This is a genomic window from Streptomyces sp. NPDC002935 (assembly GCF_040611295.1).
Taxonomy (GTDB): domain Bacteria; phylum Actinomycetota; class Actinomycetes; order Streptomycetales; family Streptomycetaceae; genus Streptomyces.
Genome location: NZ_JBEXNW010000023.1, coordinates 63,873 through 90,499, shown reverse-complemented (window position 1 = coordinate 90,499; position 26,627 = coordinate 63,873). Strand labels below are relative to the sequence as shown.

The following is a 26,627-nucleotide window of genomic DNA, read 5'->3' as shown; positions in this document are numbered from 1 at the left end:
TACCACCACACGCCTCATGAAGCTCAACTCACGTCCCCCGTAACCGACTTCGCCCCCACTCGTACAATAGGGAGAGCATGATTCCCGGTGTCGGTTCGGGCCAACCCCGCCGAACCGGGGAGACCAGGCCCCGCCCCGGGTACATCTCGCGTGAAAGGCTGTGCCCGCATTCGCGCGACCACCCCCGAAGGGCGTCACCGTGACGACGAAGGACCGAAGCCTCGAGGCGCTGGGCCTGGACGACGTGCCCGCGAAGAAACCGCTGACCTACCCCGGCCGGCCCACGACCGAGCCGTCGCTGCTGACCGGCGGTGAACTGCTCCAACTCGACGTCCGGCCGCTGCGGCTCGGCGAGTGGTACGTGGAGGAGCGCCAGGAGCAGCAGCGGCTGGACGAGGCCCTCGCCGACCTGGGCCAGGTGGGCACCGGGCGGCGCCACCCGGTCATCGCCGTCGGCTCGAACGCCTCCCCCGGTCAGGTCGCCCACAAGCTGACCCGGCTCGGCATCCCGGCGACGGTGCCGATGGTTCCGGTACGGGTGCACGGCATCGCCGTGGGCTGCTCGGGACACATCAGCCCGGCGGGCTACGTGGCCGGGACGCCGTATGTCGACCGGACCGCCGAGACGACGCTCGTGGTGACCTGGCTGGACTCGACACAGCTCAAGGCCGTCGATGACACCGAGTTCCCGGACTACCGGCGGGCGATACTCCCCGGCGACGAGTTCGCGATGACGATGCCCTCCGGAGAACGGCTCGGCGGCGCGTACATCTACTTCAGCGCGCACGGCGTGCTCGCCGAGCCGGCGACCGGGCGGCCCCGCCCGGGCGGCGGCGACCAGTCCGAACTGCTCGCCGCCCTGCTCGCCGCCTCCGCGCGGCTGCGCGCCCTGCTCGGGCCCGACCCCGCGACCTGGGTGCGCGGCGCGGGGGCCGACCGGTCGCTGCGCGAGGAAGGCACGCTGATCTTCGGCCAGGAGGGCTGGGTGCTGCCCCAGACCGACTTCCTGCCGTACGTCGACGAGTCGGCCGAGCTGCGGCTTTACGACGACCTGCCGCCGCTGGACGATTCCCTGCCGCACCGGACCTGAGAATTCCAGCCGATCAGAGCGGATCGGACGGGTACGGATTCCCTTTCCCACCCCACCAAGAACGACGGGTACACGACAGGAAATCCGTGCGAAAACCAGCCCTCTACTGGATCTTTCCCCTGCTGAACGGCACGGTTTTACTCTCTCTTGAGTGGAACCGCGAGCGCCCGGATATCCTCCTAACTCTTACGGGGGCGCGCGCCCCGACGTCCTGAACCTTTCGATGGGTGCGGAGAATGATCGAGGCAGTCGGCCTGACGAAGCGCTACGGCGCCAAGACGGCCGTGTACAACCTTTCCTTCCAGGTGCGGCCGGGTGCCGTCACCGGTTTCCTCGGGCCCAACGGCTCGGGCAAGTCGACGACGATGCGCATGATCCTCGGCCTCGACAACCCCACCTCCGGGCAGGTGACGATCGGCGGCTTCCCCTACCGCAAGCTGCCGAACGCGCCCCGCCAGGTCGGCGCGCTCCTCGACGCCAAGGCCGTGCACGGTGGCCGGCACGCCCGCAACCACCTGCTGTGCCTGGCCCAGCTGTCGGGCATCCCGGCCCGCCGCGTGGACGAGGTGCTCGGCGTCGTCGGTCTCCAGGACGTGGCCAGAAAGCGCTCCAAGGGCTTCTCGCTCGGCATGGGCCAGCGCCTCGGCATCGCCGCCGCGCTCCTCGGCGACCCCCAGGTGCTGCTCTTCGACGAGCCGGTCAACGGTCTCGACCCCGAGGGCATCCTCTGGGTGCGCAACCTGATGAAGTCCCTCGCGGCGGAGGGCCGGACGGTCTTCGTCTCCTCGCACCTGATGAGCGAGATGGCGCTGACCGCCGACCACCTCATCGTGATCGGCCGCGGCCAGCTGCTCGCCGACCAGAGCATCAAGGAATTCATCTCGCACAACTCGGCCGACTTCGCCCGGGTGCGCACGCCGGACACCGAGCCGCAGCAGCGCGAGAAGCTGACCGCCGCGCTGACCGAGGCGGGCGGCCAGGTGCTGCCCGAGCAGGACGGCGCGCTGCGCGTCACCGGGCTGCCGCTCCCCCGCATCAGCGACCTCGCGCACTCCTCCGACGTCCGCCTGTGGGAGCTCTCTCCGCACCAGGCCTCACTGGAGGAGGCGTACATGCGGATGACGCAGGGCGCCGTCGACTACCGCTCGACCGTCGACCAGAAGGCCGGGCTCCAGCAGCAGCTGCCGCCGGGCGCCATGCCCCCGCCGCAGATGCCGGTGGCGGGCCAGGGCCAGCCCGGCTGGTACGCGCCGCCGCCGCCCCAGCAGGGCGGGCAGCCCTTCGTCATGCCGCAGGGCCAGCCGCAGGCCGGGCCGTACGGCGCTCCCGGCGCTCCGGCCGCCCCCGGCGCGGTGGACGCCAACCCGTACGCCCAGGCCGCCTCCCCGGCCCCCGCGGACGCCCCGGCGCCCGCCTCCGCGCCCGCGCCCGCCGCCGACCTGACCAAGCCCGAGGACGCCCGATGAGCACGCCCCAGCCCCCGATGCCGCAGCAGGCCGCCGCCGCTCCCAACTGGCAGGCGGCGCCCGGCACTTCGTACACCTCGCCGATCCCCGTCACCCGCACCCACCTCGGGCACGCGCTCACCTCCGAGTGGACGAAGATCAAGTCGGTGCGCTCCACGATGTGGACGCTCGGCATCTTCCTGCTCCTGGTGGTCGGCATCGGCTTCCTGGTCGCCGCGCAGACCACGAACGAGGACTTCGGGGACACGCCGTACACGATCCCCGCGTTCTTCGGGCTGATGCTCGGACAGATCTGCCTGATCACGCTGGGCGTGCTGGTGGTCTCCTCCGAGTACGGCACGGGCATGATCCGTACGACGTTCACGGCGTCGCCGCAGCGGCACCGGGTGCTCGCCGCGAAACTGATCATCTTCTTCGCGGTGGCGTTCACCGTCTCGGCCTTCGCCATCGGGCTCGTCGGCCTGATGACCGAGGGGCTGCACGACGGTGACTCCGTCCCGTGGGGCGGCACCGTCCTGATGGCCTCGCTGTACGTCTCGCTGCTCGGCGTTCTCGCGCTCGCGGTGGGCTCGATGCTGCGTCACTCGGCAGGCGCGATCACCACGATGCTCGGTGTCGTGCTGCTGCCCGCGATCATGCCCGCGTTCCTGATGATGTCCGAGAGCATGCGGACGTTCGGCGAGAAGATGCAGGAGTACGCCGCCCCCAACGCCCTCGCCCGGATCTTCGGGCTGGACAGCGAGAACGGCAACGGCGGCGCACAGCTCGGCCTGCTCGCCGGGGTGACGGCGGCGGCGGTCGTCGGTGCCTTCGTGCTCCTGGAGCGCCGGGACGTGTGACGACCACGCCCACCGGACACGCCGGGGCCGGACGGGACGAGGCTGGACAGCCTGCCGCCGGACCGCCCCAAGTCGCCTAGAACCTGGGCGCGTTACGGGACCGCTGCACCCGCGAGGTGCGGCGGTCCTTCGCGTTCCAGCAGGCCTTGTGCCAGTGGCGCCGCTCGTCGACGCCCGAGTGCTCGGGCCAGGCCACCACATGCGGAACCCCGGAGGGGATCAACTGGTCGCAGCCGGGGCAGCGGTAGGTCTTGCCCTGCGTGCTCGCGCCCGCCACATGGCGCACGCTCCACTCCTCGCCCCGCCAGCTCTCCGTGGACTGCCAGCCGCCGTAGCGGTCCGACGGGTCCTCCTCGGCGCTCCTGCCGGACGAGCCGACCTCCTTCGGACGGTTGCGACGCGGGGACAAGGGACACCTCACGGAGCTATACAGGGAGCAGGGGCCGTCTCCAGCCTACGCGGCGCGCACCGGGGTACGTGTACTCCGCCGACCCGCTCGGATCCCCCACCGGACAGCCCAATTCCCAGACAATCCGCAAATCTCTCCGCGAGGCCGTGTCCTCGGCACGTGTCACGCGGTTATGCCGAGTGGGGGAGCTCCGTGTCGGAGCCGAGGAAGCAGGAAGTTCGATGCACGTTGGAAGCTTTGTACTGGCCGCCCAGTTCCCTGGACAGGGCCAGGGAGAGGCCCTGCACCGCGCGGCGCGGTCGGCCGAGGTCGCCGAGGAGGCCGGGCTCGACACCGTCTGGCTGGCCGAGCACCACTTCGTGCCGTACGGGACCTGCCCGTCGGCCGTCACACTCGCCGCGTATCTGCTCGGCCGCACGAGCAGGATCCGGGTCGGCACGGCGGTCAGTGTGCTGCCGACCGTCCACCCCGTGGCGCTCGGCGAGCAGGCCGCACTGCTGCACATGATGTCCGGCGGACGGTTCTCACTGGGCGTCGGACGCGGCGGCCCCTGGGTCGACCTGGAGGTCTTCGGCGCGGGCCTCGTTGCATACGAACAAGGGTTCCCGGAATCGCTCGATCTGCTGATGCAATGGCTGCGCGAGCCGTCCGTCGCCGGCACCTCCGAGCGGTTCTCCTTCCGTGAAGTCCCCGTCGTCCCGCGCCCGTCGGAGGCGCTGAGCGGCGCCCCGGGCCCCGAGGTCGTCGTCGCCTGCACCTCACCGGCGAGCGTCCGGCTCGCCGCGGAGCGCGGACTGCCGATGCTTCTCGGCATGCACGTCGGGGACGAGGAGAAGGCCGAAATGGTCGCGTTGTGGCGGCAGCACGCGCGCGCGGCCGGGCGCCCGGCGGACGAGATCCTCGCGGCCGCCCATGTCTCCGCCGGCGTCTGCCAGATCGCGGACCGCCGTACCGACGCCGTCGAGACGCTCGTCAAGGCGATGCCGGGCTGGCTGAGGCAGGGGCTGGACGCCCATGTGACGGTCGACGGCCGCGCCCGCTCGATGCGGGACCCGGTGGCGTACACCGAACTGCTCTGCGGGCTGCACCCGGTGGGTACCCCGCGGCTGTGCGCCGACCGGCTCGCGGCGACCTCGGAGCGGACCGGCATCTCACGTTTCGCCCTGCTCGTCGAAGGCTCGGGCGACCTGGCGGCGACCGAGGAGAACGTCCATCGGCTCGGCACCGAGGTGCTGCCCCACCTCAGGTGACCGCACGGAGTCCGGCCGGGCGGGCCGGACACGCGGGGAGCTTGCCGCCCCAGTACCAATGCACCTCCCGCGTACGGAGCGGCAAGCAATGCGGCATCAGTGCGTCAGCAGTCCCTGAACTCGGGGGACTGGTTCAGCAGCTGACTGCGAACCGAGGTGAAGCGTGCCAGTGTGTCGTCCACCGAGTCGTCCAGTGGGAACACCGCCACCCGGTGGCAGTTCTGGAAGGCCAGCCGCACTCCGAAGTGCCGCTGCAGCGCGCCGCGTATCGCGTCACTCGCGAGCGCACGCAGCAGCTGGCCACGTGCCTGCTCGTCCGGCGGGGGCGTCTGGTTGTCGGCGAAGTTGCCGCCGTCCACCTTCAGCTGGGCCACCAGGGAGCTGATCATCTCCCATGCGTAGGGCAGGGAGGTCCGGACGCAGTCGACGAATTCAGCTTCGTCGACCTCGCCTCGCTCGGCCTGTTGGAGTAGGGCCGGTGAGACGTCGAGCGACATGGGTTCTCCTCTCGCACCCCCATACCTCGGGGGTTGCCGGACAGGGATGGGGAATTCGCAATATCGAACACGCTGAGTACACGCATCGCGACCTCCCGTTCATACGGTAAGCAACGCCAGGTGGCGGCACCAGGAGAATGCGCACATAGCGAACGCCCAGTAGGCCGACAATCAGCCACGACCGAACAGGGAACCTTCAGGATCAATGGGGTGACCCGCAAAAACCCCGGCCCGGCCCGGCGCGACACCGGGAGACGGGAGAACAAAAGGTGCGAACCATGAGTTCTCTGTCGGGTGTGGCACCGGGAGACGGGCGGGAGAATCGCGTGCACCGCCGCCAGTCGAGTAGCGTTGCCGACCATGCGTCTCGTCATTGCCCGCTGTTCCGTGGACTACGCGGGCCGGCTCACCGCCCATCTCCCGTCGGCCCCTCGCCTCATCCTCGTGAAGGCGGACGGAAGCGTCTCGATCCACGCGGACGACCGGGCCTACAAGCCCCTCAACTGGATGTCGCCGCCCTGCACACTGAAGGAGGGGTCCGGCGACGAGGAAGGCACCTGGACCGTCATCAACAAGGCGGGCGAGAAGCTCATCATCACGATGGAGGAGATCCTCCACGACTCCTCGCACGAACTCGGCGTGGACCCCGGCCTGATCAAGGACGGCGTGGAAGCACACCTTCAGGAGCTGCTCGCCGACCGCATCGAGACCCTCGGCGAGGGCTACTCGCTCATCCGCCGTGAGTACATGACGGCCATCGGCCCGGTCGACATCCTGTGCCGGGACGCCGAGGGCCGGACCGTCGCCGTGGAGATCAAGCGACGCGGCGAGATCGACGGCGTGGAGCAACTCACGCGCTACCTGGAGCTGTTGAACCGCGATCCGCATCTCTCGCCGGTCCGCGGCATCTTCGCCGCCCAGGAGATCAAGCCGCAGGCCCGCGTCCTCGCCACCGACCGCGGCATCGGCTGCGCGGTCCTGGACTACGACGCCCTGCGCGGCATCGAGGACGACAAGCTGCGGTTGTTCTGACCCCACGAAGGTCCGCCGGGTCCGCCGGGTCCGCCGGGTCCGCCGCCGCGCACGACAGGCGCCGGGCTCGCTCCGGCCTCCCGTACGACCGACGCGAAAGAGGGCCGGGTCCGTAAGACGGACCCGGCCCTCTCCCGTTCTCCTGCGGTCAGATCACCGCGCCGCCCGACGACGTGACGCCGCCGCTCGCCGGCCCGCTGTTCCCCGGCAGACTCGCCGACGTGCTCGCCGGCGCGCTGCTCGCCGCGGGGCCGCTCGCGGAGTCCGAGGTGGACGGAGTCGTCGACGTGCTGGGCGACGGCGACGTGGACGGCGTGCCCGACGGCGACTTCGAGGGGGACGACGACGGCGTGCTCGACGTCGACCGCGAGGGGGACGACGACGGTTTGCTCGTCGGCGACTTCGAGGGCGACTTGGACGGCGACTTCGAGGGCTTGCCCGACGTGTGCGTCCCGCTCGGGTCGTCCGAGGGCTCATTGCCCGTCGTGGCCGTGGCCGGGGGCGTCGGATCGTCCGAGGTGCCGTACGTGCCGTCGGGTCCCGGATCGGTGGGCGTGGCCACGGCGCCGGTGGCGGAGTCGTCGCCCTTCTTCGCCTTGTCCGCGCCCAGGCTGTCGTCCTCGGCGCCCTGAGTGGCCGACGGGTTGACGCCGACCTTCTCCGACGGGGTGTCGTTGTTGTGGTCCGAGGTCGCGCCGAGGGTCACCACGGTGCCGAGCACGGCGACGAGGAGCGCGCCCGCGCCCGCGGCCACCAGATTGCGCCGGGTGCCGGTGACCAGCCGCCCGGCGACGCCCTGGCGCTTCGCCGCGGGGGTACCGGGGCCGCCCGGGTGGGCGAGCACCGTCACGGCGTCGCCGGACGGGTCGGCCGGGGAGAAGGCGGCCGGTATGCCGCCGGGAGGCGACATCGACTCTTCGTGACGCGCGTCGGGCCCCTCTTCGCCGGCCGCGGTGTGCCCGCCGACGATCTGCAGGGTTCCGGAGCGGTCGGCGACCAGCGCGAGGGCGCGGCGGCCGGCGGTGGTGCCGCGCTTGTCGGCGAGCGCGCCGCGCAAGCCGACGGAGGCCTCCAGCTCGGCGCGGGCCCGGTCCAGCTGCTGGCCGCAGAGCGCGAGAACACCCAACTCGTGGTGGAAGTAGGCCTGTTCCCCGACCTCACCGGACAGCTGGGAGGCATCGGCGCCGAAGCGCAGGGCGCGCTCCCAGGCGCTCCAGTGCAGCCCCGCCGCGAAGGCGGGGGCGGCCGTGCGGGCCAGCTGGACGGCGGCGCTCTCGTCCTCCTCCTCGTCCAGCGGGGCGGTGGTGACCGGGACGAGCACGTCGAGCGCGGCGAGCAGCGCGTCGGCCTCGGCGCAGACCCGCTCCGGGGTGACCGAGGGATGCCCGGCCCACCAGGTGTAGTGCTGGGCGGCGGCGAGCGCCCGCTCCTGGAGCGTGTCCGCGTATCCGGAGGCCGACTCGAGCTGGGCCTGCACTCCGGCGGCGAGCCGGTAGCGGGAGCCGATCGGGGAGACCAGCGCGCAGCCCGCGAGTTCGGCGAGCGCGGCGTCGGCGTGGGTGTCGCCCACGAGTGCGGGCAGGTGGGCCTGGTGGGGCACCTCGCCGCCGAGCGCGACGGCGAAACGCAGGGTGGCACGCGCCGAGTCGCTCAGCCGGGAGGCGAGCAGCGCGGCGGGCGCGGCGCCTTCGGCGAGGGAGGGCAGCGGCACGTCGTGGCCGTCGCCGGCCTCGAAGGGCGCGTCGACCGGGGCCTCCTGGAAGACGCCGTACTCGTCGAAGGCCTCGTCGCTGGCCTGCAGCCGGTCGCGCTGGCGCAGCAGCGCTCCGGCCTGCATGAAGCGCAGCGGAAGTCCCTCGGACTCGAACCAGAGGTCGCCCGCCCAGTTCGACTCGTCCTCGGTCAGGACGCGTCCGACGGCGCGCTCCAGCAGTTCGAGACCGCCGCTGCGGTCGAGGCCGCCGAGGAAGACCTCTTCGAGGAGCGAGTGGGCGGACGGGGCCGGGACGTCGGGGGTGGCGGCGATCACGAAGGCGCACTCGGGGGTGGCGTCGAGCAGTTCGTCGAGGGCGCTGCCGCCGATCTCCCCGTCGTCGAGGACGACGACCGCGCCGATCCCCTGGACGAGCCGGAGCAGTTCGTCGTGAGCCGGACGGTACAGCGGGGCGTCGTAGACGGCGGCGAAGAGGTCGTGCAGCAGGTCGCTCGCCGTGCGCCCGTAGCCGGAGAGGCGGACGACGCCGTCGGGGGCGAGGTCCGCGCAGTCGTCGGCGACGGCGTCGAGCAGGACGGTCCGGCCCGATCCCCTGGGACCGGTGAGCCGCACCGAGCGCCCGCGCGCGAGAAGGCGTACGAGCCGCTCGCGCTCCTCCTGGCGCTCCAGGAGCGGCAGCCGGGGCTGTGCCGGGCCGGGCGGGACGGGCGGCTGGGCCGCGCGGGCCAGCTCGGCGCGTTCGGCGGCGCCGTGCTTGACCGGCGGCTGCGGTCGCTCGTGCGGCGGGCAGTTCTCTATCTCGCTGCCGTCGACGGGGTTGACCGTGAGCAGGAAGTCGCCCGTGACGAGCTGCACCGTGCGGGCGAGCACGGGTTTGTGCTGGCTCAGGTCGGCGGCGAGCGGGTCGCGCGGCGGGCGCGGGCGAGGCGCCTGGCCGTCGTCGTCATGACCGTACTCTTCGGGTCCCCGGTTGTTCGGGTCCATGTTCCAAGCCCCCCAAAAGCGTCGTGTGCCGATGCCCTCCCGGCCTTGCTGCACACCGCTCTGTCGCTTCTGGTCCGGTGCCCGCTCGTAGGGTTTCGGTCGGCGGGCAGCCGAACCCTAAACCTTCGCACAGTATCTACGAACAGGCGGGGTACCGCGCCGTCCGAACCGTCACAGCTTCGTGAGGATTGTGCACGTGGTGCGCTTCGTACGCCGGTCAGGGCGCGTACGCGGTCGCACACGCGGAGCGAGTGGGACGCGCTCTCAGGTCACACCCGGGGCAGGGAGTCGACCCCGATACCACCCTCGATCGCCAGGATCCGGTGCAGTCGGGTGGCCACCAGCAGGCGCTGCATCTGTGGTGGTACGCCGCGCAGTACGAGCCGTCGGCCGCACCGCCCGGCACGTCGGTGGGCCCCCATGATGACACCGAGCCCGGTGGCGTCCCAGGAGTCCAGCTCGGACAGGTCCAGCACCAGATCGCCGGCTCCGTCGTCGACGGCCGAGTGCAGGACCGTACGGGCGTCCGCCGCGCTGCGTACGTCGAGGCGGCCCCCGACGACCAGCTCGGCGTGGTCGCCCCTGATGTACATATGCGCTCCCCGAGAATGCGTCTCGTAACTCCGCGTGTGTCTGTTTCCGCGTCTTCGCGTCTGTATGTTGTGCACGGTCTGACTGCCTGAGGGCCGCATAGGTTGCCGTCTGTAAGCGAACCGATACCGAATTCACCTCATGGAGTGACACCCGAGAGGTGTGTGCGGCTTCCGTGACGGATGCGGCGACCGGTTTTCGGCCGCCGCGTGATCATTCAGTGCTTGTAGAAGCCCTGCCCGCTCTTGCGCCCGATGTCACCGGCGTCAACCATCCGGCGCATCAGCTCCGGCGGCGCGAACTTCTCGTCCTGGGTCTCGGTGTAGATGTTGCCGGTGGCGTGCAGCAGGATGTCGACGCCCGTGAGGTCGGCGGTGGCCAGCGGCCCCATGGCGTGGCCGAAGCCCAGCCGGCAGGCGAGGTCGATGTCCTCGGCGGTGGCCACGCCCGACTCGTACAGCTTCGTCGCCTCGACGACGAGGGCCGAGATGAGACGGGTGGTCACGAAACCGGCGACGTCGCGGTTGACGACGATGCAGGTCTTGCCGACGGACTCGCTGAACTCCCGCGCGGTGGCGAGCGTTTCGTCGCTCGTCTTATAGCCGCGGACCAGCTCGACGAGCTGCATCATCGGCACCGGCGAGAAGAAGTGCACGCCGACGACCCGCTCCGGGCGCTCGGTGGCCGCCGCGATCTTGGTGATCGGGATCGCGGAGGTGTTGGAGGCGAGCACGGTGTCCGGGCGGACGATCTTGTCGAGAGCCTGGAAGATCTCGTGCTTGACCTCGAGCTTCTCGAAGACGGCCTCGATGACGATGTCCGCGTCGGCGGCCGCGTTCAGATCCGTGGTCGCCGTGATGCGCGCGAGCGCCGCCTCGGCGTCCGCGGCTTCCAGCTTGCCCTTGCTCACGAACTTGTCGTACGAGGCCCTGATCCCGTCGAGACCACGGTTCAGTGCCTCGTCCGTGACATCGCGCAGGACGACGTCCCAGCCCGCCTGTGCAGAGACCTGGGCAATACCGGACCCCATGAGTCCGGCTCCGATGACGGCGAGCTTCCCTGCCACTCCGACTCCCTCAACACGCTTAACACGCTGCTTGTGTATGCCTCTTCGGCGGAGAGTAGCGTTCGGGAGGGGCCGGGAAACCCGTAAGTAACGCGTGTCACGGTCTCAGGGCGTGAGACACCCGTCACGTCCCGTCCGGAGGGCTCGGCGTTCCTCCCTCGGGCCCGGACCGGCGGGCGCCGGGGCCTGCGGTGCTCGTACGGGGAGCGTCTAAATTGGCCCCATGGTCAATCTGACGCGCATCTACACCCGGACCGGCGACCAGGGCACCACCGCCCTCGGTGACATGAGCAGGGTCGCCAAGACCGATCTGCGGATCTCGGCGTACGCCGACGCCAACGAGGCGAACGCGGTGATCGGCACGGCGATCGCGCTGGGCGGCCTGGAGGCGGAGGTCGTCCAGGTCCTCACCCGCGTCCAGAACGACCTGTTCGACGTGGGGGCGGACCTGTCGACGCCGGTGGTCGAGGACCCGAAGTTCCCGCCGCTGCGGGTGGAGCAGTTCTACATCGACAAGCTCGAGGCGGACTGCGACCTCTTCAACGAACGGCTGGAAAAGCTCCGTTCCTTCATCCTGCCCGGTGGCACCACCGGCGCGGCCCTCCTCCATCAGGCGTGCACCGTCGTGCGCCGGGCCGAGCGTTCCACCTGGGCGGCGCTGGAGGTCCACGGCGAGGCGATGAACCCGCTCACCGCGACCTACCTCAACCGGCTCTCCGACCTCCTGTTCATCCTGGCGCGCACGGCGAACAAGGATGTGGGCGACGTGCTGTGGGTCCCGGGCGGAGAGCGCTAGCCGAAGCGGCGGCGGCCGGCCGGGCGCGCTGCGAGCGCCCTCGGCCGTCTCAGCCCTTCGTGAACCGCCGCTCCGGCTCCGGCTCGCGCGCGGGTGCCCGCTCCGGCTCCGGCTCGCGCGCAGGTGCCTTCTTCGGCCACAGCAGATACGTCAGCGCGACGACCCCGTGGATCGCGACCACCCGCAGGGCCGTCCACTGGACACCGCGCAGCGACTCGGTGGCGCCGTCACCGACGTAGAGGACGGCGCCCTGCAGCAGGGCGCAGGCGACGGCGGCCGCGAGCACCGTGCGCAGCCAGAGACGGCCCTCGTGGGCGGCGCGGGCCATGCCGTGGCGGGGCGGCTTCGGCGGGCGCGGGCCGCCGGCCAGGCGGTGGGCGGCGTGGCCGTCGAGCCAGTGGATCGTGCGGGGGCCGTAGGCGACGGTGAAGCCGATGTACAGCGCGGCCAGGCCGTGTTCCGGGCCCGGTGCGGCGCCGTTCCTGAGATCGACGGCCGTCACCACGAGGAGGACCACTTCGAGGAGGGGTTCGGCCAGGAGCAGGGCCGCACTCGTGCGGCGCCGCTTCAGCAGATAGCGGACGGCGAGGCCCGCCGCCAGCAGCACCCAGAAGCCCACCTCGCAGGCGATGATCAGTCCGACGATCACGGTTCGCTCCTCTCGCTCACCGTTCCAGGCTCGCGGGCGCCGGCGCCCGATACGTCGTCGGCGATGACGAGGCCGGACTGCGACTTTCGATGCAGCGGAAGGTCACCCGTGACGGGGACGCCGGGTCGCGGACCGCCGTGTTGGATAGATCCATGGCCCCGCGACTCCCCCGCCCGCACCGCGACGACGTACGCATCGCCGTGGGCGGTCTGCTCGGCGGGCTCTGCCTCTGGGGCGCCGGTCTCTTCAGCCGCACCGCGGACGACGTGCTCGCGCGCGTCGACCAGGGCTGGGCGGTCCTCGTTCCGCTGGCCGTGATGGCCGGCTGCGAGCTGCTGCGCCGTTCCCGGCCGCGCACCGCCCTGCTGACCGGCACCCTGGCCCTGGTCGCGGACCTGCTGACGCGGGGCAATCTCGCCACCGTCATCATGTTCACGGACCTGGTGTACGCGGCCGTGCTGTACGGATCGGCCGGTGCGGCCCGGCGCATCCCGTGGATCACCGGGCTCGTCACGGTGATCGCGACGGTGTGGCCGGTCGCCGCCTGGCACCGGCCCGAGGGGCTGCTGATCGGGGCGTTCACCGGCCTGGTGACCTTCACCCCCGCCGCCACCGGCTGGATCGTCCGCAACCACCGTGACACCGCCGACGCCGAGCGGCTGCGCGCCGAACAGACCGCGCTGCTCGCCGAGCTCGACCGTTCCCAGGCCGTCACGGCCGAACGCGCCCGGATGGCACGGGAGTTGCACGACATGGTCGCCAACCGGCTGTCGGCGATCGCCATCCACTCCACGGCCGCGCTCTCGCTCGACGACCCGAGGACCTCGCAGGACGCCCTCGCCGTCGTCCGGGAGAACAGCGTCGAGGGCCTCGCCGAGATGCGGCGGCTGATCGGCATCCTGCGGGACGACAGCGGTGACCGGGAGCCCGCGGCGACGCCCACGCTCGACGGTCTCGGGGCGCTGCTCGCGGGCGCCCGCACCAATGGGCTCGACGTGACGCTGGAGGCGGAGCGCGGGGAGCGGCTGCCGGCCCCGGTCGAGCTCGCCGCGTACCGGATCGTCCAGGAGTCCCTGACCAACGCCCTCAAGCACGCCGCGCCGGGCCGGGTGACCGTCGCGCTCACCCGGGCGGACGGCTCGCTCGTCGTGCGGATCACCAGTCCGTACGGCGACCGGGACGGTCCGCGGGCCCCGGGGTCGGGGGCCGGTCTCGTCGGGATGCGGGAGCGGGCCGCGCTCCTCGGGGGCTCCTTGGAGGCAGGTCCCGGGGACTCCCCCGCCGGCCGGACCTGGACCGTGCACGCCACTCTGCCCGTCACCCGGGGAGAACCCGTCACCCGAGGAGAACAAGCATGATCCGTGTGCTCGTCGCCGAGGACCAGTCCGCGGTACGCGCCGGACTCGTCCTCATCCTGCGCAGCGCGCCCGACATCGAGGTGGTCGGCGAGGCGGCGGACGGCGAACGGGCGGTGGCCCTCGCACGCGAACTGCGCCCGGATCTCGTCCTGATGGATGTGCAGATGCCGCGTCTGGACGGGGTGTCCGCCACCCGGCAGGTGGTTGCCGAGCGACTCGCCGACGTTCTCGTCCTGACGACCTTCGATCTCGACGAGTACGTCTTCGGGGCGCTGCGCGCGGGCGCCTCGGGCTTCCTGCTGAAGAACACCGAAGCACGGGACCTGCTGGAGGCGGTACGGACCGTGGCGCGCGGGGAGGGCCTGATCGCGCCGTCCGTCACGCGCCGGCTGATCGCGGAGTTCGCGGCGAAGCCCGTACGGGAGCCGACCGCCGATCCGGCCGTCCTGGACGCGCTCACCCGGCGCGAGCGCGAGGTTCTTTCCTGTCTGGGGCAGGGGCTGTCGAACGCGGAGATCGCGACGCGGCTCGACATGGCGGAGGCGACGGTGAAGACGCACGTCAGCCGTCTGCTGGGCAAGCTCGAACTGCGCAGCCGGGTCCAAGCGGCTGTCCTCGCGCAGGAGTTGGGGATCTGAGCGAGAACCAAAGCACTGGTCCAGACCTATTGACCTGTGGTCCAGACCTTTCTATTCTCGCCCCACTGCGCTTAGACATGCCCACGACACCCCCAGCAAGGGGGCTCGTCGCCGGCGGGAGCGCGAGCGCGCGCACGCCCCTCGACGGGCCGAGCACGATCGCGGTCCCCCACCCGCTGCGGTGCCCCCGGGGCAACTGACAAAAGAGGAGAGGCGTCATGCGCTTCCGGCAGAGAGCCAGACACCGAACCGTGGCGGGGCTCACCACCCTGCTCCTTCCCCTCGCCGCCCTGGTCGGCCTCGCCGGCCCCGCCCAGGCCGCCACCACCGCCACCGCCACGTACGCCAAGACCCAGGACTGGGGCACGGGCTTCGAAGGCAAGTGGACCGTCAAGAACACCGGTACCACCGCGATCAGTTCGTGGACGATCGAGTGGGACTTCCCGTCCGGCACCTCCGTCACCTCGGCCTGGGACGCGGACGTCACCAGCTCCGGCACCCACTGGACCGCCAAGAACAAGTCCTACAACGGCAGCCTCGCAGCGGGCGCCTCCGTCTCCTTCGGCTTCAACGGCGCGGGCTCCGGCTCTCCCTCCAACTGCACCCTGAACGGCGGCAGTTGTGACGGCGGCACCACCGTCCCCGGTGACAACCCGCCCACCGCGCCGGGCACCCCCACCGCCTCCTCGATCGCCGACACCTCGGTGAAGCTCTCCTGGAGCGCGGCCACCGACGACAAGGGCGTCAAGAACTACGACGTCCTGCGCGGCGGCTCCAAGGTCGCGACCGTGACGACGACCTCGTACACGGACACCGGTCTGACCGCCGGCACCGACTACTCGTACACCGTGCAGGCCCGTGACACCGCCGACCAGACCGGTCCGGTCAGCGGCGCGGTCGCGGTCCACACCACCGGTGGCACCACCACCCCGCCGCCCACCGGCAACGCCGTCAAGCTCGGCTACTTCACCGAGTGGGGCATCTACGGCCGGAACTACAACGTCAAGAACCTGGTGACGTCGGGCTCGGCCGCCAAGATCACGCACATCAACTACGCCTTCGGCAACGTCACCAACGGCCAGTGCGCGATCGGCGACTCCTACGCCGACTACGACAAGGCCTTCACCGCCGACCAGTCGGTCAGCGGCGTCGCCGACACCTGGGACCAGCCGCTGCGCGGCAACTTCAACCAGCTGCGCGAGCTGAAGGCCAAGTACCCGAACATCAAGATCCTCTGGTCCTTCGGCGGCTGGACCTGGTCCGGCGGCTTCGCCCAGGCCGCCGCCAACCCGGCCGCCTTCGCGCAGTCCTGCTACAACCTGGTAGAGGACCCGCGCTGGGCCGATGTCTTCGACGGCATCGACATCGACTGGGAGTACCCGAACGCCTGCGGTCTGTCCTGCGACACCAGCGGCGCCGCGGCCTACAAGAACCTGATGCAGGCCCTGCGCGCCAAGTTCGGCACGAACAACCTGGTCACCGCGGCCACCACGGCCGACGGCACCTCCGGCGGCAAGATCGACGCCGCCGACTACGCGGGCGCTTCGAGTTACGTCGACTGGTACAACGTGATGTCGTACGACTTCTTCGGAGCGTTCGCCGCACAGGGCCCGACCGCCCCGCACTCCCCGCTCACCTCGTACAGCGGCATCCCGACGCCCGGCTTCACCACGGCCGACGCGATCGCAAAGTTCAAGTCGAAGGGCGTGCCCGCGAGCAAGCTGCTCATCGGCATCGGCTTCTACGGCCGCGGCTGGACCGGTGTCACCCAGTCCGCGCCCGGCGGCACGGCGACCGGCCCGGCGGCCGGTACGTACGAGCAGGGCATCGAGGACTACAAGGTCCTCAAGACGTCCTGCCCCTCCACCGGCACCGTCGCCGGCACGGCATACGCCTACTGCGGCAACAACTGGTGGTCCTACGACACCCCGGCCACCATCGGAACGAAGATGTCGTGGGCCAAGAGCCAGGGGCTGGGCGGCGCCTTCTTCTGGGAGTTCAGCGGTGACACCAGCAACGGTGAACTGGTCGGCGCGATCAACAGCGGCCTGAGCTGACCCTCGTCCCACCCCCGCACATCCGCCGCGGGCAGACCTCCGGGTCTGTCCGCGGCGTTCTGTTTCCGCCCCGGTGAGCGGGGGGACCCCCAACCAACGGGGCCCCGAACGTCGCTACGCGACGTTCACCCTTTGTCCCGGCGGAGCCGCCTCCAGCCACGCGAGGAATCCCGTCAGCGCGTCCTCGCTCATCGCCAGCTCCAGGCGCGTCCCGCGGTGGAGACAGGCGAGGATGATCGCGTCGGAGAGCAGCGCGAGCTCCTCCTCGCCCTCGGCGGCACGGCGGCCGGCCACCTCGATCGCCGAGCGTTCGAGGGTGCGGCGCGGGCGGGGGGCGTACGAGAAGACGCGGTACCACTCGATGCGGTCGCCGTTGTAGCGGGCGACACCGTAGCTCCAGCCCTTGCCGCTGGGGTCACCCTTCTCGGGGACGTCCCAGCGCAGGCTGCAGTCGAACGTTCCGCCGGAACGCTGGATCAGCCGGCGGCGGAGGCCGAAGACGAACAGCCCCACCACTACAAGCGCTACTAGTACTCCGCACACAGTCAGAGCGAGGACCATCGACACCGACCTCCTCGTCTCCTAGGTAACGGAAAAGAAAAAACTTCCGGATTTGCCTCAGCCGCGGCCAGGGCCGGAGTGATCCGGTCCCAGCCGCGGCTGAGTCAAAGCTTCACACAGTGCTCCCCCAGCGCCTGAAGGGCTGGGGTCGCACCGATGGTCAGCGGGTCGCCACCGCACGCAGGCGGACGTCCGCGCGGCGCTCGGCGGACGCGTCGGCGTCCGACTTCGCGCGCTCGAGCGCCCGCTCCGCACGCTGGACATCGATCTCGTCCGACAGCTCGGCGATCTCGGCCAGCAGCGACAGCTTGTTGTCAGCGAATGAGATGAAACCGCCGTGCACCGCGGCGATGACCGTTCCACCATCACTCGTACGGATGGTCACCGGGCCCGACTCCAGCACACCGAGCAGCGGCTGGTGACCGGGCATGACGCCGATGTCGCCGGACGTGGTACGCGCGACGACCAGGGTGGCCTCGCCGGACCAGACACTACGGTCCGCGGCGACGAGCTCGACGTGCAGCTCAGCAGCCAAGGTGGGCTCCTCGGGTCACCACCCGGCGTTGCTGCCGGGTGTTGGGTCAAAGTCTAGTAGGCGTACGGAGGGGGAAGGACCGCACCCCGCGAGGCGCGGTCCCGCCCCCCTCACTCAGAACACGAGGTTCAGGAGACGCCGAGCTCCTTGGCGTTGGCCTTGAGGTCCTCAATGCCACCGCACAGGAAGAACGCCTGCTCCGGGAAGTGGTCGTACTCGCCGTCGATGATCGCGTTGAAGGCCGCGATCGACTCGTCCAGCGGGACGTCCGACCCGTCGACGCCGGTGAACTGCTTGGCGACGTGGGTGTTCTGGGACAGGAAGCGCTCCACGCGACGGGCACGGTGGACGGTGAGCTTGTCCTCTTCGCCCAGCTCGTCGATACCGAGGATCGCGATGATGTCCTGAAGGTCCTTGTACTTCTGAAGAACCGACTTGACGCGCATCGCGGCCGCGTAGTGGTCCGCCGCGATGTAGCGGGGGTCCAGGATGCGGGACGTGGAGTCCAGCGGGTCCACGGCCGGGTAGATGCCCTTCTCGGAGATCGGACGGGAGAGAACCGTCGTCGCGTCGAGGTGGGCGAACGTGGTGGCCGGGGCCGGGTCGGTCAGGTCGTCCGCGGGGACGTAGATCGCCTGCATCGAGGTGATCGAGTGACCACGGGTCGAGGTGATGCGCTCCTGGAGGAGACCCATCTCGTCGGCCAGGTTCGGCTGGTAACCCACCGCGGAGGGCATACGGCCGAGCAGGGTCGAGACCTCGGAACCGGCCTGCGTGAAGCGGAAGATGTTGTCGATGAAGAACAGCACGTCCTGCTTCTGCACATCGCGGAAGTACTCCGCCATGGTCAGACCCGCGAGGGCCACGCGCAGACGGGTGCCCGGGGGCTCGTCCATCTGGCCGAAGACAAGGGCGGTCTTGTCGATGACGCCCGACTCCGACATCTCCGCGATGAGGTCGTTGCCCTCACGCGTGCGCTCACCGACACCGGCGAACACGGAGACACCGTCGTGGTTGTTGGCGACGCGGTAGATCATCTCCTGGATGAGCACCGTCTTGCCGACACCGGCACCACCGAACAGACCGATCTTTCCACCCTTGACGTACGGGGTGAGAAGGTCGATGACCTTGACGCCGGTCTCGAACATCTCGGTCTTCGACTCGAGCTCGTCGAAGCGCGGGGCCTTGCGGTGGATGGACCAGCGCTCGCCCTCGTACTTCTCGTCGGCGTTCAGCACCTCACCGAGAGTGTTGAACACCTTGCCCTTGGTGAAGTCGCCGACCGGGACCGTGATACCGGCGCCCGTGTCGGTGACCGCGGCCTGGCGGACCAGACCGTCGGTCGGCTGCATGGAGATCGTGCGGACCAGGCCGTCACCCAGGTGCTGGGCGACTTCCAGGGTCAGCGTCTTCTTCTCGCCGGCGTTGGCCGGGTCGGCCACCTCGACGTGAAGGGCGTTGTAAATCTCCGGCATCGCGTCGACGGGGAACTCCACGTCGACGACCGGGCCGATGACCCGGGCGACGCGGCCCGTGGCAACGGCCGTCTCAGAAGTCGTCGTCATTACTTGTCACTCCCCGCGGTCGCGTCGGCAAGGGCTGCGGAGCCACCGACGATCTCGCTGATTTCCTGGGTGATTTCGGCCTGGCGGGCCGCATTGGCAAGTCGGGAGAGCGTGGTGATCAGGTCTCCCGCGTTGTCGGTCGCCGACTTCATCGCGCGGCGCGTTGCGGCGTGCTTGGAGGCAGCCGACTGGAGCAGCGCGTTGTAGATACGGCTCTCGACGTAGCGCGGCAGAAGGGCGTCAAGGACGTCCTCCGCCGACGGCTCGAACTCGTACAGCGGAAGGATCTCGCCCTTGGGCGCCTCTTCCGCCACCTCTTCGAGGCGAAGCGGCAGCAGTCGGCCGTCGATGGCCGACTGCGTCATCATCGAGACGAACTCGGTGTAGACGATGTGGAGTTCGTCCACGCCGCCGTCCGCCGTCTCCTTCTCGATGGCCTCGATCAGCGGACCCGCAACCTTCTTCGCGTCCGCGTAGGTGGGCTCGTCGGTGAAACCCGACCACGACTCCACGACCTTGCGCTCGCGGAAGTTGTAGTGGGCGAGACCGCGGCGGCCGACGATGTACGTGTCGACCTCCTTGCCCTCGGCCTCAAGACGGGCGGTCAGCAGCTCCGCCGCCTTGATGGCGTTGGAGTTGAAGGCGCCGGCCAGTCCGCGGTCGCTCGTGAGGAGCAGTACCGCGGAACGGGTCGCCGTCTCCGCCTCCGTGGTCAGCGGGTGCTTGGTGTTCGAGCCGGTGCCGACCGCCGTGACCGCGCGGGTGAGCTCGGTCGCGTACGGCGCGGAGGCCGCCACCTTGCGCTGCGCCTTGACGACGCGCGAGGCGGCGATCATCTCCATCGCCTTGGTGATCTTCTTGGTCGCGGTGACGGATCGGATGCGACGCTTGTAGACCCGGAGCTGGGCTCCCATGAGTCAGGTCCCTTCCTTACGTCACTTGGCAGCGGCCGGAGCGTCCTCGCCGAGAAGCTTCCCGTCCGAGGTCTCGAACTGCTTCTTGAAGTCCACGATGGCGTCCGCGACGGCGGTCAGGGTGTCGTCCGACATCTTGCCGCCCTCCTTGATGGAGGTCATGAGGCCCTGCTCCTTGCGGTGCAGGTACTCCAGGAGCTCCTTCTCGAAGCGGCGGACGTCGGCGACCGGTACGTCGTCCATCTTGCCGGTGGTACCGGCCCAGACGGAGACGACCTGGTCCTCGGTCGGCATCGGCTGGTACTGAGCCTGCTTGAGCAGCTCGACCAGTCGCTGACCACGCTCCAGCTGCGACTTCGACGCGGCGTCCAGGTCGGAACCGAAGGCGGCGAACGCCTCCAGCTCGCGGTACTGGGCCAGGTCGAGGCGGAGCCGGCCGGAGACCTGCTTCATCGCCTTGTGCTGAGCGGAGCCACCGACGCGGGAGACCGAGATACCGACGTTCAGGGCCGGACGCTGACCGGCGTTGAACAGGTCGGACTCCAGGAAGCACTGGCCGTCGGTGATGGAGATGACGTTGGTCGGGATGAACGCCGACACGTCGTTCGCCTTGGTCTCGACGATCGGCAGACCCGTCATCGAACCGGCGCCCAGGTCGTCGGAGAGCTTCGCGCAGCGCTCCAGCAGACGGGAGTGCAGGTAGAAGACGTCACCGGGGTAGGCCTCGCGCCCCGGCGGGCGGCGGAGCAGCAGGGACACGGCGCGGTAGGCGTCGGCCTGCTTCGAGAGGTCGTCGAAGATGATGAGGACGTGCTTGCCCTCGTACATCCACTGCTGGCCGATGGCCGAACCGGTGTACGGCGCCAGGTACTTGAAGCCGGCCGGGTCGGACGCCGGGGCGGCGACGATGGTCGTGTACTCCAGCGCGCCGGCCTCTTCGAGGGCGCCACGCACGGAGGCGATGGTCGAGCCCTTCTGACCGATGGCGACGTAGATGCAGCGGACCTGCTTCTTGGTGTCGCCCGAGCGCCAGTTGTCGCGCTGGTTGATGATCGTGTCGACGGCCAGCGCGGTCTTGCCGGTCTGACGGTCACCGATGATCAGCTGACGCTGGCCACGGCCGATCGGGGTCATCGCGTCGACGGCCTTGTAGCCGGTCTCCATCGGCTCGTGCACCGACTTGCGGACCATGACGCCCGGGGCCTGCAGCTCGAGGGCGCGGCGGCCGGACGTCTCGATCTCGCCGAGGCCGTCGATCGGGTTGCCGAGCGGGTCGACGACGCGGCCGAGGTAGCCCTCGCCCACGGCGACGGACAGCACCTCACCGGTGCGCTGCACCGGCTGGCCCTCTTCAATGCCGCTGAACTCGCCGAGGACGACCGCACCGATCTCGCGCTCTTCCAGGTTCAGCGCGAGGCCGAGGGTTCCGTCCTCGAACTTCAGCAGTTCGTTGGCCATGGCCGAGGGCAGACCCTCGATCTTGGCGATACCGTCGCCGGCGACGGTGACCGTACCGACCTCCTCGCGCGAGGCCGCGTCCGGCTGGTACGACTGGACAAAGTTCTCCAGCGCGTCCCGGATCTCCTCCGGCCGGATCGTGAGCTCCGCCATCTGGGTTCCCTGCTCTCCTTGTTGGGCCCGAAGTTTCACTTGGGGGGATGGGGACTCCCCCCTATGAGAGGTGAATCCTCTGCACGGCCCAACATGGGCCGTAATTGCGTACTGCTTATGGGGTTACTAGCTCGCCATGCGGCGGGCGGCGTCCTCGAGACGGTCCGCGAGGGAACCGTTGATGACCTCGTCGCCGACCTGCACCCGGATCCCGCCGAGGACATCGGGGTCCACGTCGAGGTTGAGGTGCATCGGGCGGCCGTAGAGCTTCGCCAGAGCGGCGCCGAGGCGCTGCTTCTGTCCGTCACTCAGCGGCACCGCCGAGGTGACCACGGCGACCATGCGGTTGCGGCGCTCGGCGGCGAGCCTGGACAGGGACTCGAGTCCCGCTTCCAGGCTACGTCCGCGAGGCGCGGTCACAAGGCGCGTCACCAGACGCTCGGTCGTCACGTCGGCGCGGCCGCCGAGCAGGCTGCGCAGCAGCTCGCTCTTGGCCGCCGTGGAGGCGGCGCGGTCGGTCAGCGCGGCGCGCAGCTCGGTGTTCGAGGCGACGATCCGGCCGAAGCGGAACAGCTCGTCCTCGACGTTGTCGAGCGCACCCGTCCGCTGGGCCGCCGTGAGGTCGGCCGTGGCGGAGAGTTCCTCGAGGGCGTCCACCAGGTCGCGGGGCTGCGACCAGCGGGAGCGCACCATGCCGGACACCAGGTCGGCGGTGGTGCCGCCCACCTGGGCGCCGATCAGGCGCTGGACCAGCTCGGCCTTGGCCTCGCCGGGCTGCGCCGGGTCGGTGAGGACCCGACGCAGCGACACCTCGCGGTGGAGCAGCGCGGTGACCGCGGCCAGCTCGTCGGCGAGCTGTACCGCGTCCACGGACGTCGAGTCCGTCAGCGCGTCGAGACGCTCACGTGCGGCTGCGGTTGCCTCGCGGCTCGCTCCGTGCGCTGTCATCGAGCCGCCTCGGCCTTCTCCTCAAGCTCGGAGAGGAAACGGTCGATGACGCGGCTCTGCCGGGCGTGGTCCTCGAGGGACTCGCCGACCAGCTTGCCGGCCAGGTCGGTGGCCAGGTGGCCGACGTCCTGACGCAGCGCCTGAGCGGCGGCCTTGCGGTCTGCCTCGATCTGCGTGTGACCGGCGGCGACGATTTCCTCGCGCTGCCGCTGGCCTTCCGCGCGCATCTCGGCGATGAGCGTGGCGCCCTGCTCCGTTGCTTCCTGGCGCAGGCGCGCGGCCTCGTGACGGGCTTCGGCGAGCTGAGCCTTGTACTGCTCAAGAACGCTCTGGGCCTCGGTCTGAGCGGCCTCGGCCTTTTCGATACCGCCCTCGATGGCCTCGCGGCGCTGCTCCAGAACCTTGTTGATGTTCGGGAGGAGCTTCCAGGCCAGGAAACCGAAGACGATGACGAAGGCGATCAGGCCGATGACAAGCTCGGGGATCGGCGGGATGAGGGGGTTTTCGGCCTCCTCGGCCGCCAGAATGAGCAGCTGGCTCATATCAGTGCCTTTCGTCTAGTGGGCTGTCGTGGATCCGAAGATCACTTGCCGTAGACGAACGGCATGACCAGACCGATGAGGGCGAGCGCCTCACAGAAGGCGAAGCCGAGGATCTGGTTGGCGCGGATCAGACCGGCGGCCTCAGGCTGACGGGCGAGCGCCTGGGTGCCGTTACCGAAGATGATGCCGACGCCGACGCCGGGGCCGATGGCCGCGAGGCCGTAACCGATCGAGCCGAGCGAGCCGGAGACAGCGGCAAGGGTCTGCATGCCAGTTATTCCTTTTCTTTACGGACCGGTGGGGGTTGGCCACCGGACGACTGCGGGGCGGAGAGGACGGGCGCTCAGTGGTGCTCGGCCAGCGCGCCCTGGATGAAGGTGCAGGTCAGCAGCACGAACACGTACGCCTGCAGGGCCTGGATGAACAGCTCGAAGGCCGTCATGACGATGACCATGATGAACGAGACGCCCGAGTAGACGATCCCGAGACCGTTGAGCAGGTACCAGGTGGCGATCGTGAACAGCAGCAGCAGGGTGTGTCCCGCGAACATGTTCGCGAAGAGTCGCACCGCGTGCGTGAACGGCCGGACGATCAGGTTCGAGAGCAGCTCGATGAACATGGCCAGCGGGAGAACCGGGCCCAGCGACTTGTCGTAGCCGCTGAAGTTCTTGAACGCTCCGACGAATCCGTGGCGCTTGAACGTCAGGGACACCCAGACGATGTAGACGATTCCGGCCAGCACCGCGGGGTACGAGATGATCGCCGTCACCGGGAACTGGGCGACCGGAATGATCGACCAGAGGTTCATCATCCAGACGAAGAAGAACAGCGAGACGACCAGCGGGACGTACTTCTCGCCTTCCTTCTTGCCGATCGTCTCGTAGACGACGCCGCGGCGGATGAAGTCGTAGCCCGCCTCCGCGACCATCTGCAGCTTGCCCGGGACGACCTTCGGCTTGCGGAAGGCGGCCCAGAAGAAGGCGACGACGATAACCGAGCCGAGCAGCGCCAGGAGCATCGTCTTGTTGAAGTACAAGTTGCTGTCCCCGTCGCCCCAGAGAGGCTCGAACAGGAACGAGTGCAAGCCGGGTGCCGGGAAGCCACAACCGTTGTTCTCGAAGATGTGGCAGTCGGTCTCGAAAGCGAGCACCTGCGTCGGGTCAGCACTCACCGCGGGCTCCTTCAGCGTGGCGCATAGGTACGGCAACCTCGTTGTGTCGGCGCGGCGGACAGCCGCGGTTCGGCACTGGACTGGTGTTACGGATGTGGGGGCGGCTGTGGGGCATCAAGCCTCGCGATTGAGCAGGCGTCAGCTCAGATGCCCGCGCCCGCGATGCCGCAGTTGGCACCGGACGATAGCAGGATCTCTTACGCGCACTTATCCCGGCCCTACCCCTCACGACGAGTGGCCCTTCTTCTCGGGCTTGTCGCCCTTCGAAGAGTCCGGCTCCACGTAAAGGATCTTGGCCTTCATTTGGGCACGCGCCTGTGCGCCGATCCACACGAGGGTGGTGGCGACCAGGGTGAGCGCGAAGGACTTGGGGTTGAACAGCGACGTGTTCTTGAACACGGCGACAAAGATGAACAGCAGAAGAATCTGTGCCGTGTAGAGCAAGAGGCCCATCGCCTGGAACAGGTGCGGAAGCGATTTGGCAGTGCGCTGCAGAACGTAGAGCCCGAGTCCCATGAAGAGGATCACTACCAGCGTCGCGACGATCGCCCCGATCGCTCCCTTGCCGCCGGCGACCACACCACTGACGACGGCGGCAATCGCGCCGACGGCAGCCGTGGGCACAGCGGCCTGAAGGAGAATCCGGGCGTCATTGGACGGCATGGCGGCAACTCCGCTTGCTAAGGGGGGCGTGTCGTCATGGACGAGCGTAGTCCCGGGCCGAGAGAGAACCTCACGCCAAGGGACCGTCGTACTGGGGTCCTTCGGCTCTGCCCTGGGTTCTCGTGAACCGTATCACAAACTATTTTGATGAGGTCTTTACCTGGTTGGTGTGCTGACTGTCACACATGAGAGTGAGGGTGCGCGTCTGTGCACTCGGCAACCCAACTTGTCTGGTATTGGGACGCTTTACTACCCCACGATTTGGTCACGCGTTAGTCAGATTCTTACCTTCGCCTCAGCGCGACGACTCGGCCTCACGCCGGTCCAGGAGTCGCGAACGGGTACCAATTGCCGTCGCTCCGTTGACTCCTGAGACTCCGGCGACAGCCGGCGCACGGTGCTCCCGGGCCTCGTCCGGCCCGTCGGCCACCGCTGTCTCATGGGTGACGGGCGACCCGGCTCCGGCCGCCGCGGCGGCCCTGCGGCGGCGGTAGCGCGGCGGCACGAGGTGCTCGGCCCAGCGCGGGGCACGCGGCGTGAAGCGCGGCAGCAGGAGCAGTACGAGACCCACCGCGCTCAGGGCCGCGATGGTGAGCACGCTCCACATTGCCCCGGAGTTGACCGAGTACGCGAGGGCGCCGAAGGCGATCAGCGCCGACCAGAAGTACATGATCAGCACCGCACGGCTGTGCGAGTGGCCGACCTCCAGGAGGCGGTGGTGCAGGTGCCCGCGGTCCGCCGCGAACGGCGACTGCCCGCGCCAGGTGCGCCGCACGATGGCGAGCACCAGGTCGGCGGCCGGGATCGCGATGATCGTCAGCGGCAGCAGCAGCGGGATGAACACGGGAACCGTCTGGTGCACGGTGTTGCGCGGGGAACCGGTGAACAGGTTCATCACGTCGGGGTCGATCTGCCCGGTGATGGAGATGGCGCCGGCGGCCAGCACCAGCCCGATGAGCATCGAACCGGAGTCGCCCATGAAGATCCGCGCGGGGTGCATGTTGTGCGGCAGGAAGCCCAGGCACATGCCCATCAGGATCGCCGCGAACAGCGTCGCCGGAGCGGCCGCCTCGATGCCGTACGAGTACCAGATCCGGTAGGCGTACAGGAAGAACGCCGTGGACGCGATGCACACCATGCCGGCGGCCAGTCCGTCGAGACCGTCCACGAAGTTGACCGCGTTGATGGTGATGACGACGAGCGCCACCGTCAGCAGGGTGCCCTGCCACTGGGTCAGCGCGACCAGGCCGACCCCCGGGATCGGCAGCCACAGGATCGTCAGACCCTGCATGACCATCACGCCCGCGGCGATCATCTGACCGCCCAGCTTGATCAGCGCGTCGATCTCGAACTTGTCGTCCAGCACGCCGATCAGCCAGATCAGGGCCGCTCCGGAGAGCAGGGCGCGCGGCTCGTTGGAGTTCGAGAACACCGCGTTGAGGTTGGTCAGGTGGTCGGCGACCAGCAGGCCGGCGCACAGACCGAAGAACATCGCGATGCCGCCGAGCCTCGGCGTGGGTTCACGGTGCACGTCGCGTGCCCTGATTTCCGGCATGGCTCCGGCCACGATCGCGAACTTCCGTACCGGCCCTGTCAGCAGATACGTCACCGCGGCCGTGATGCAGAGCGTCAGCAGGTATTCACGCACGGGCTTCCCCACAGGTCTCGCAGGCCATCACAG

The 26,627-nt window shown here is 69.6% G+C and carries 26 protein-coding genes; 9 read left to right on the top strand and 17 right to left on the bottom strand.

The genetic code is table 11. The annotated features are described in order from the left end of the window. Positions 1-199: 199 nt before the first annotated feature. The 3 genes from ABZX90_RS28170 (at position 200) to ABZX90_RS28160 (ending at position 3,395) form a co-directional block, all read left to right on the top strand. A complete protein-coding gene (locus ABZX90_RS28170; protein ID WP_351127832.1) occupies positions 200-1,090 on the top strand; it encodes a hypothetical protein in 891 nt (296 codons plus the stop codon). Between the two features lie 236 nt (positions 1,091-1,326). Beyond that, complete coding sequence (locus ABZX90_RS28165; RefSeq protein WP_355209323.1) at positions 1,327-2,556, top strand: ABC transporter ATP-binding protein; 1,230 nt, start codon at positions 1,327-1,329, stop codon at positions 2,554-2,556. Then, the gene (locus ABZX90_RS28160; protein WP_351127828.1) at positions 2,553-3,395 is read left to right on the top strand and encodes an ABC transporter permease; all 843 of its coding nucleotides are present in this window, start codon (positions 2,553-2,555) and stop codon (positions 3,393-3,395) included. The genes ABZX90_RS28165 and ABZX90_RS28160 overlap by 4 nt, the downstream gene beginning before the upstream one ends. 76 nt (positions 3,396-3,471) lie before the next feature. Here ABZX90_RS28160 and ABZX90_RS28155 read toward each other — a convergent pair whose 3' ends face one another. Continuing rightward, a complete protein-coding gene (locus ABZX90_RS28155) occupies positions 3,472-3,804 on the bottom strand; it encodes an ATP/GTP-binding protein (RefSeq protein WP_351127826.1) in 333 nt (110 codons plus the stop codon). Positions 3,805-4,025: 221 nt separating this feature from the next. On the opposite strand from ABZX90_RS28155, the gene ABZX90_RS28150 reads away from it, so the two are divergent. Further along, complete coding sequence (locus ABZX90_RS28150; RefSeq protein WP_355209319.1) at positions 4,026-5,054, top strand: LLM class flavin-dependent oxidoreductase; 1,029 nt, start codon at positions 4,026-4,028, stop codon at positions 5,052-5,054. Between the two features lie 104 nt (positions 5,055-5,158). On the opposite strand, the gene ABZX90_RS28145 is transcribed toward ABZX90_RS28150, so the two are convergent. Further along, on the bottom strand, positions 5,159-5,551 hold the full coding sequence (locus ABZX90_RS28145; protein WP_266762851.1) for an SCO5389 family protein: 393 nt from the start codon (positions 5,549-5,551) through the stop codon (positions 5,159-5,161). Between the two features lie 360 nt (positions 5,552-5,911). On the opposite strand from ABZX90_RS28145, the gene nucS reads away from it, so the two are divergent. Continuing rightward, positions 5,912-6,583 carry an endonuclease NucS gene (nucS, locus tag ABZX90_RS28140; protein WP_351127823.1) on the top strand — a complete coding sequence of 224 codons (672 nt, stop codon included), beginning with the start codon at positions 5,912-5,914 and terminating at the stop codon, positions 6,581-6,583. Between the two features lie 148 nt (positions 6,584-6,731). Here the strand turns inward: nucS and ABZX90_RS28135 are convergent, their stop codons facing one another. The 3 genes from ABZX90_RS28135 to ABZX90_RS28125 all read right to left on the bottom strand — a co-directional run bounded on the left by ABZX90_RS28135 (position 6,732) and on the right by ABZX90_RS28125 (position 10,938). Continuing rightward, positions 6,732-9,281 carry an ATP-binding protein gene (locus ABZX90_RS28135; protein WP_355209316.1) on the bottom strand — a complete coding sequence of 850 codons (2,550 nt, stop codon included), beginning with the start codon at positions 9,279-9,281 and terminating at the stop codon, positions 6,732-6,734. A gap of 269 nt (positions 9,282-9,550) precedes the next feature. After that, positions 9,551-9,874 (bottom strand): STAS domain-containing protein, encoded by a 324-nt coding sequence (locus ABZX90_RS28130; RefSeq protein WP_028804243.1) that lies wholly within the window; start codon positions 9,872-9,874, stop codon positions 9,551-9,553. Between the two features lie 215 nt (positions 9,875-10,089). Beyond that, positions 10,090-10,938 (bottom strand): 3-hydroxyacyl-CoA dehydrogenase family protein, encoded by an 849-nt coding sequence (locus ABZX90_RS28125; protein ID WP_351127819.1) that lies wholly within the window; start codon positions 10,936-10,938, stop codon positions 10,090-10,092. Positions 10,939-11,161: 223 nt separating this feature from the next. Here ABZX90_RS28125 and ABZX90_RS28120 point away from each other — a divergent pair, with 223 nt between their 5' ends. After that, positions 11,162-11,734, top strand: coding sequence for a cob(I)yrinic acid a,c-diamide adenosyltransferase (locus ABZX90_RS28120; protein ID WP_351127817.1), 573 nt, complete (start codon positions 11,162-11,164; stop codon positions 11,732-11,734). Positions 11,735-11,783: 49 nt separating this feature from the next. On the opposite strand, the gene ABZX90_RS28115 is transcribed toward ABZX90_RS28120, so the two are convergent. After that, positions 11,784-12,383 (bottom strand): hypothetical protein, encoded by a 600-nt coding sequence (locus ABZX90_RS28115; RefSeq protein WP_355209311.1) that lies wholly within the window; start codon positions 12,381-12,383, stop codon positions 11,784-11,786. A gap of 152 nt (positions 12,384-12,535) precedes the next feature. Here ABZX90_RS28115 and ABZX90_RS28110 point away from each other — a divergent pair, with 152 nt between their 5' ends. From ABZX90_RS28110 to ABZX90_RS28100, 3 genes are all read left to right on the top strand, one after another. Further along, positions 12,536-13,741, top strand: a complete 1,206-nt coding sequence (locus tag ABZX90_RS28110; protein WP_351127813.1) for a histidine kinase — start codon at positions 12,536-12,538, stop codon at positions 13,739-13,741. Further along, the gene (locus tag ABZX90_RS28105) at positions 13,738-14,379 is read left to right on the top strand and encodes a response regulator transcription factor (protein ID WP_351127811.1); all 642 of its coding nucleotides are present in this window, start codon (positions 13,738-13,740) and stop codon (positions 14,377-14,379) included. Before ABZX90_RS28110 ends, ABZX90_RS28105 begins: the two co-directional genes overlap by 4 nt. A 218-nt stretch (positions 14,380-14,597) precedes the next feature. After that, positions 14,598-16,436 (top strand): glycoside hydrolase family 18 chitinase, encoded by a 1,839-nt coding sequence (locus tag ABZX90_RS28100; RefSeq protein WP_355209307.1) that lies wholly within the window; start codon positions 14,598-14,600, stop codon positions 16,434-16,436. 114 nt (positions 16,437-16,550) lie between these two features. Here the strand turns inward: ABZX90_RS28100 and ABZX90_RS28095 are convergent, their stop codons facing one another. The 11 genes from ABZX90_RS28095 to ABZX90_RS28045 all read right to left on the bottom strand — a co-directional run bounded on the left by ABZX90_RS28095 (position 16,551) and on the right by ABZX90_RS28045 (position 26,594). Further along, positions 16,551-16,997, bottom strand: a complete 447-nt coding sequence (locus ABZX90_RS28095; protein ID WP_351127807.1) for a DUF2550 domain-containing protein — start codon at positions 16,995-16,997, stop codon at positions 16,551-16,553. Between the two features lie 160 nt (positions 16,998-17,157). Beyond that, positions 17,158-17,532 (bottom strand): F0F1 ATP synthase subunit epsilon, encoded by a 375-nt coding sequence (locus ABZX90_RS28090; RefSeq protein WP_351127806.1) that lies wholly within the window; start codon positions 17,530-17,532, stop codon positions 17,158-17,160. A 128-nt stretch (positions 17,533-17,660) separates the two neighbouring features. After that, positions 17,661-19,097, bottom strand: a complete 1,437-nt coding sequence (gene atpD, locus ABZX90_RS28085) for a F0F1 ATP synthase subunit beta (RefSeq protein ID WP_351127804.1) — start codon at positions 19,095-19,097, stop codon at positions 17,661-17,663. Next, on the bottom strand, positions 19,097-20,011 hold the full coding sequence (locus ABZX90_RS28080) for a F0F1 ATP synthase subunit gamma (protein WP_351127803.1): 915 nt from the start codon (positions 20,009-20,011) through the stop codon (positions 19,097-19,099). The genes atpD and ABZX90_RS28080 overlap by 1 nt, the downstream gene beginning before the upstream one ends. A 21-nt stretch (positions 20,012-20,032) precedes the next feature. Next, on the bottom strand, positions 20,033-21,622 hold the full coding sequence (gene atpA / locus ABZX90_RS28075; protein ID WP_351127801.1) for a F0F1 ATP synthase subunit alpha: 1,590 nt from the start codon (positions 21,620-21,622) through the stop codon (positions 20,033-20,035). A gap of 126 nt (positions 21,623-21,748) precedes the next feature. After that, positions 21,749-22,570 (bottom strand): F0F1 ATP synthase subunit delta, encoded by an 822-nt coding sequence (locus ABZX90_RS28070; RefSeq protein WP_351127799.1) that lies wholly within the window; start codon positions 22,568-22,570, stop codon positions 21,749-21,751. After that, positions 22,567-23,112 (bottom strand): F0F1 ATP synthase subunit B, encoded by a 546-nt coding sequence (locus tag ABZX90_RS28065; RefSeq protein ID WP_351127797.1) that lies wholly within the window; start codon positions 23,110-23,112, stop codon positions 22,567-22,569. The genes ABZX90_RS28070 and ABZX90_RS28065 overlap by 4 nt, the downstream gene beginning before the upstream one ends. A gap of 41 nt (positions 23,113-23,153) precedes the next feature. Beyond that, positions 23,154-23,381 (bottom strand): ATP synthase F0 subunit C, encoded by a 228-nt coding sequence (atpE, locus tag ABZX90_RS28060; RefSeq protein ID WP_351127795.1) that lies wholly within the window; start codon positions 23,379-23,381, stop codon positions 23,154-23,156. Positions 23,382-23,455: 74 nt separating this feature from the next. Further along, complete coding sequence (atpB, locus tag ABZX90_RS28055; RefSeq protein WP_351127793.1) at positions 23,456-24,283, bottom strand: F0F1 ATP synthase subunit A; 828 nt, start codon at positions 24,281-24,283, stop codon at positions 23,456-23,458. 225 nt (positions 24,284-24,508) lie between these two features. Continuing rightward, entirely contained in the window at positions 24,509-24,946 is a 438-nt protein-coding gene (locus tag ABZX90_RS28050; protein WP_351127791.1) for a hypothetical protein, read from the bottom strand. Between the two features lie 295 nt (positions 24,947-25,241). Then, positions 25,242-26,594, bottom strand: coding sequence for an MraY family glycosyltransferase (locus ABZX90_RS28045; protein ID WP_351127790.1), 1,353 nt, complete (start codon positions 26,592-26,594; stop codon positions 25,242-25,244). Positions 26,595-26,627: the final 33 nt, after the last annotated feature.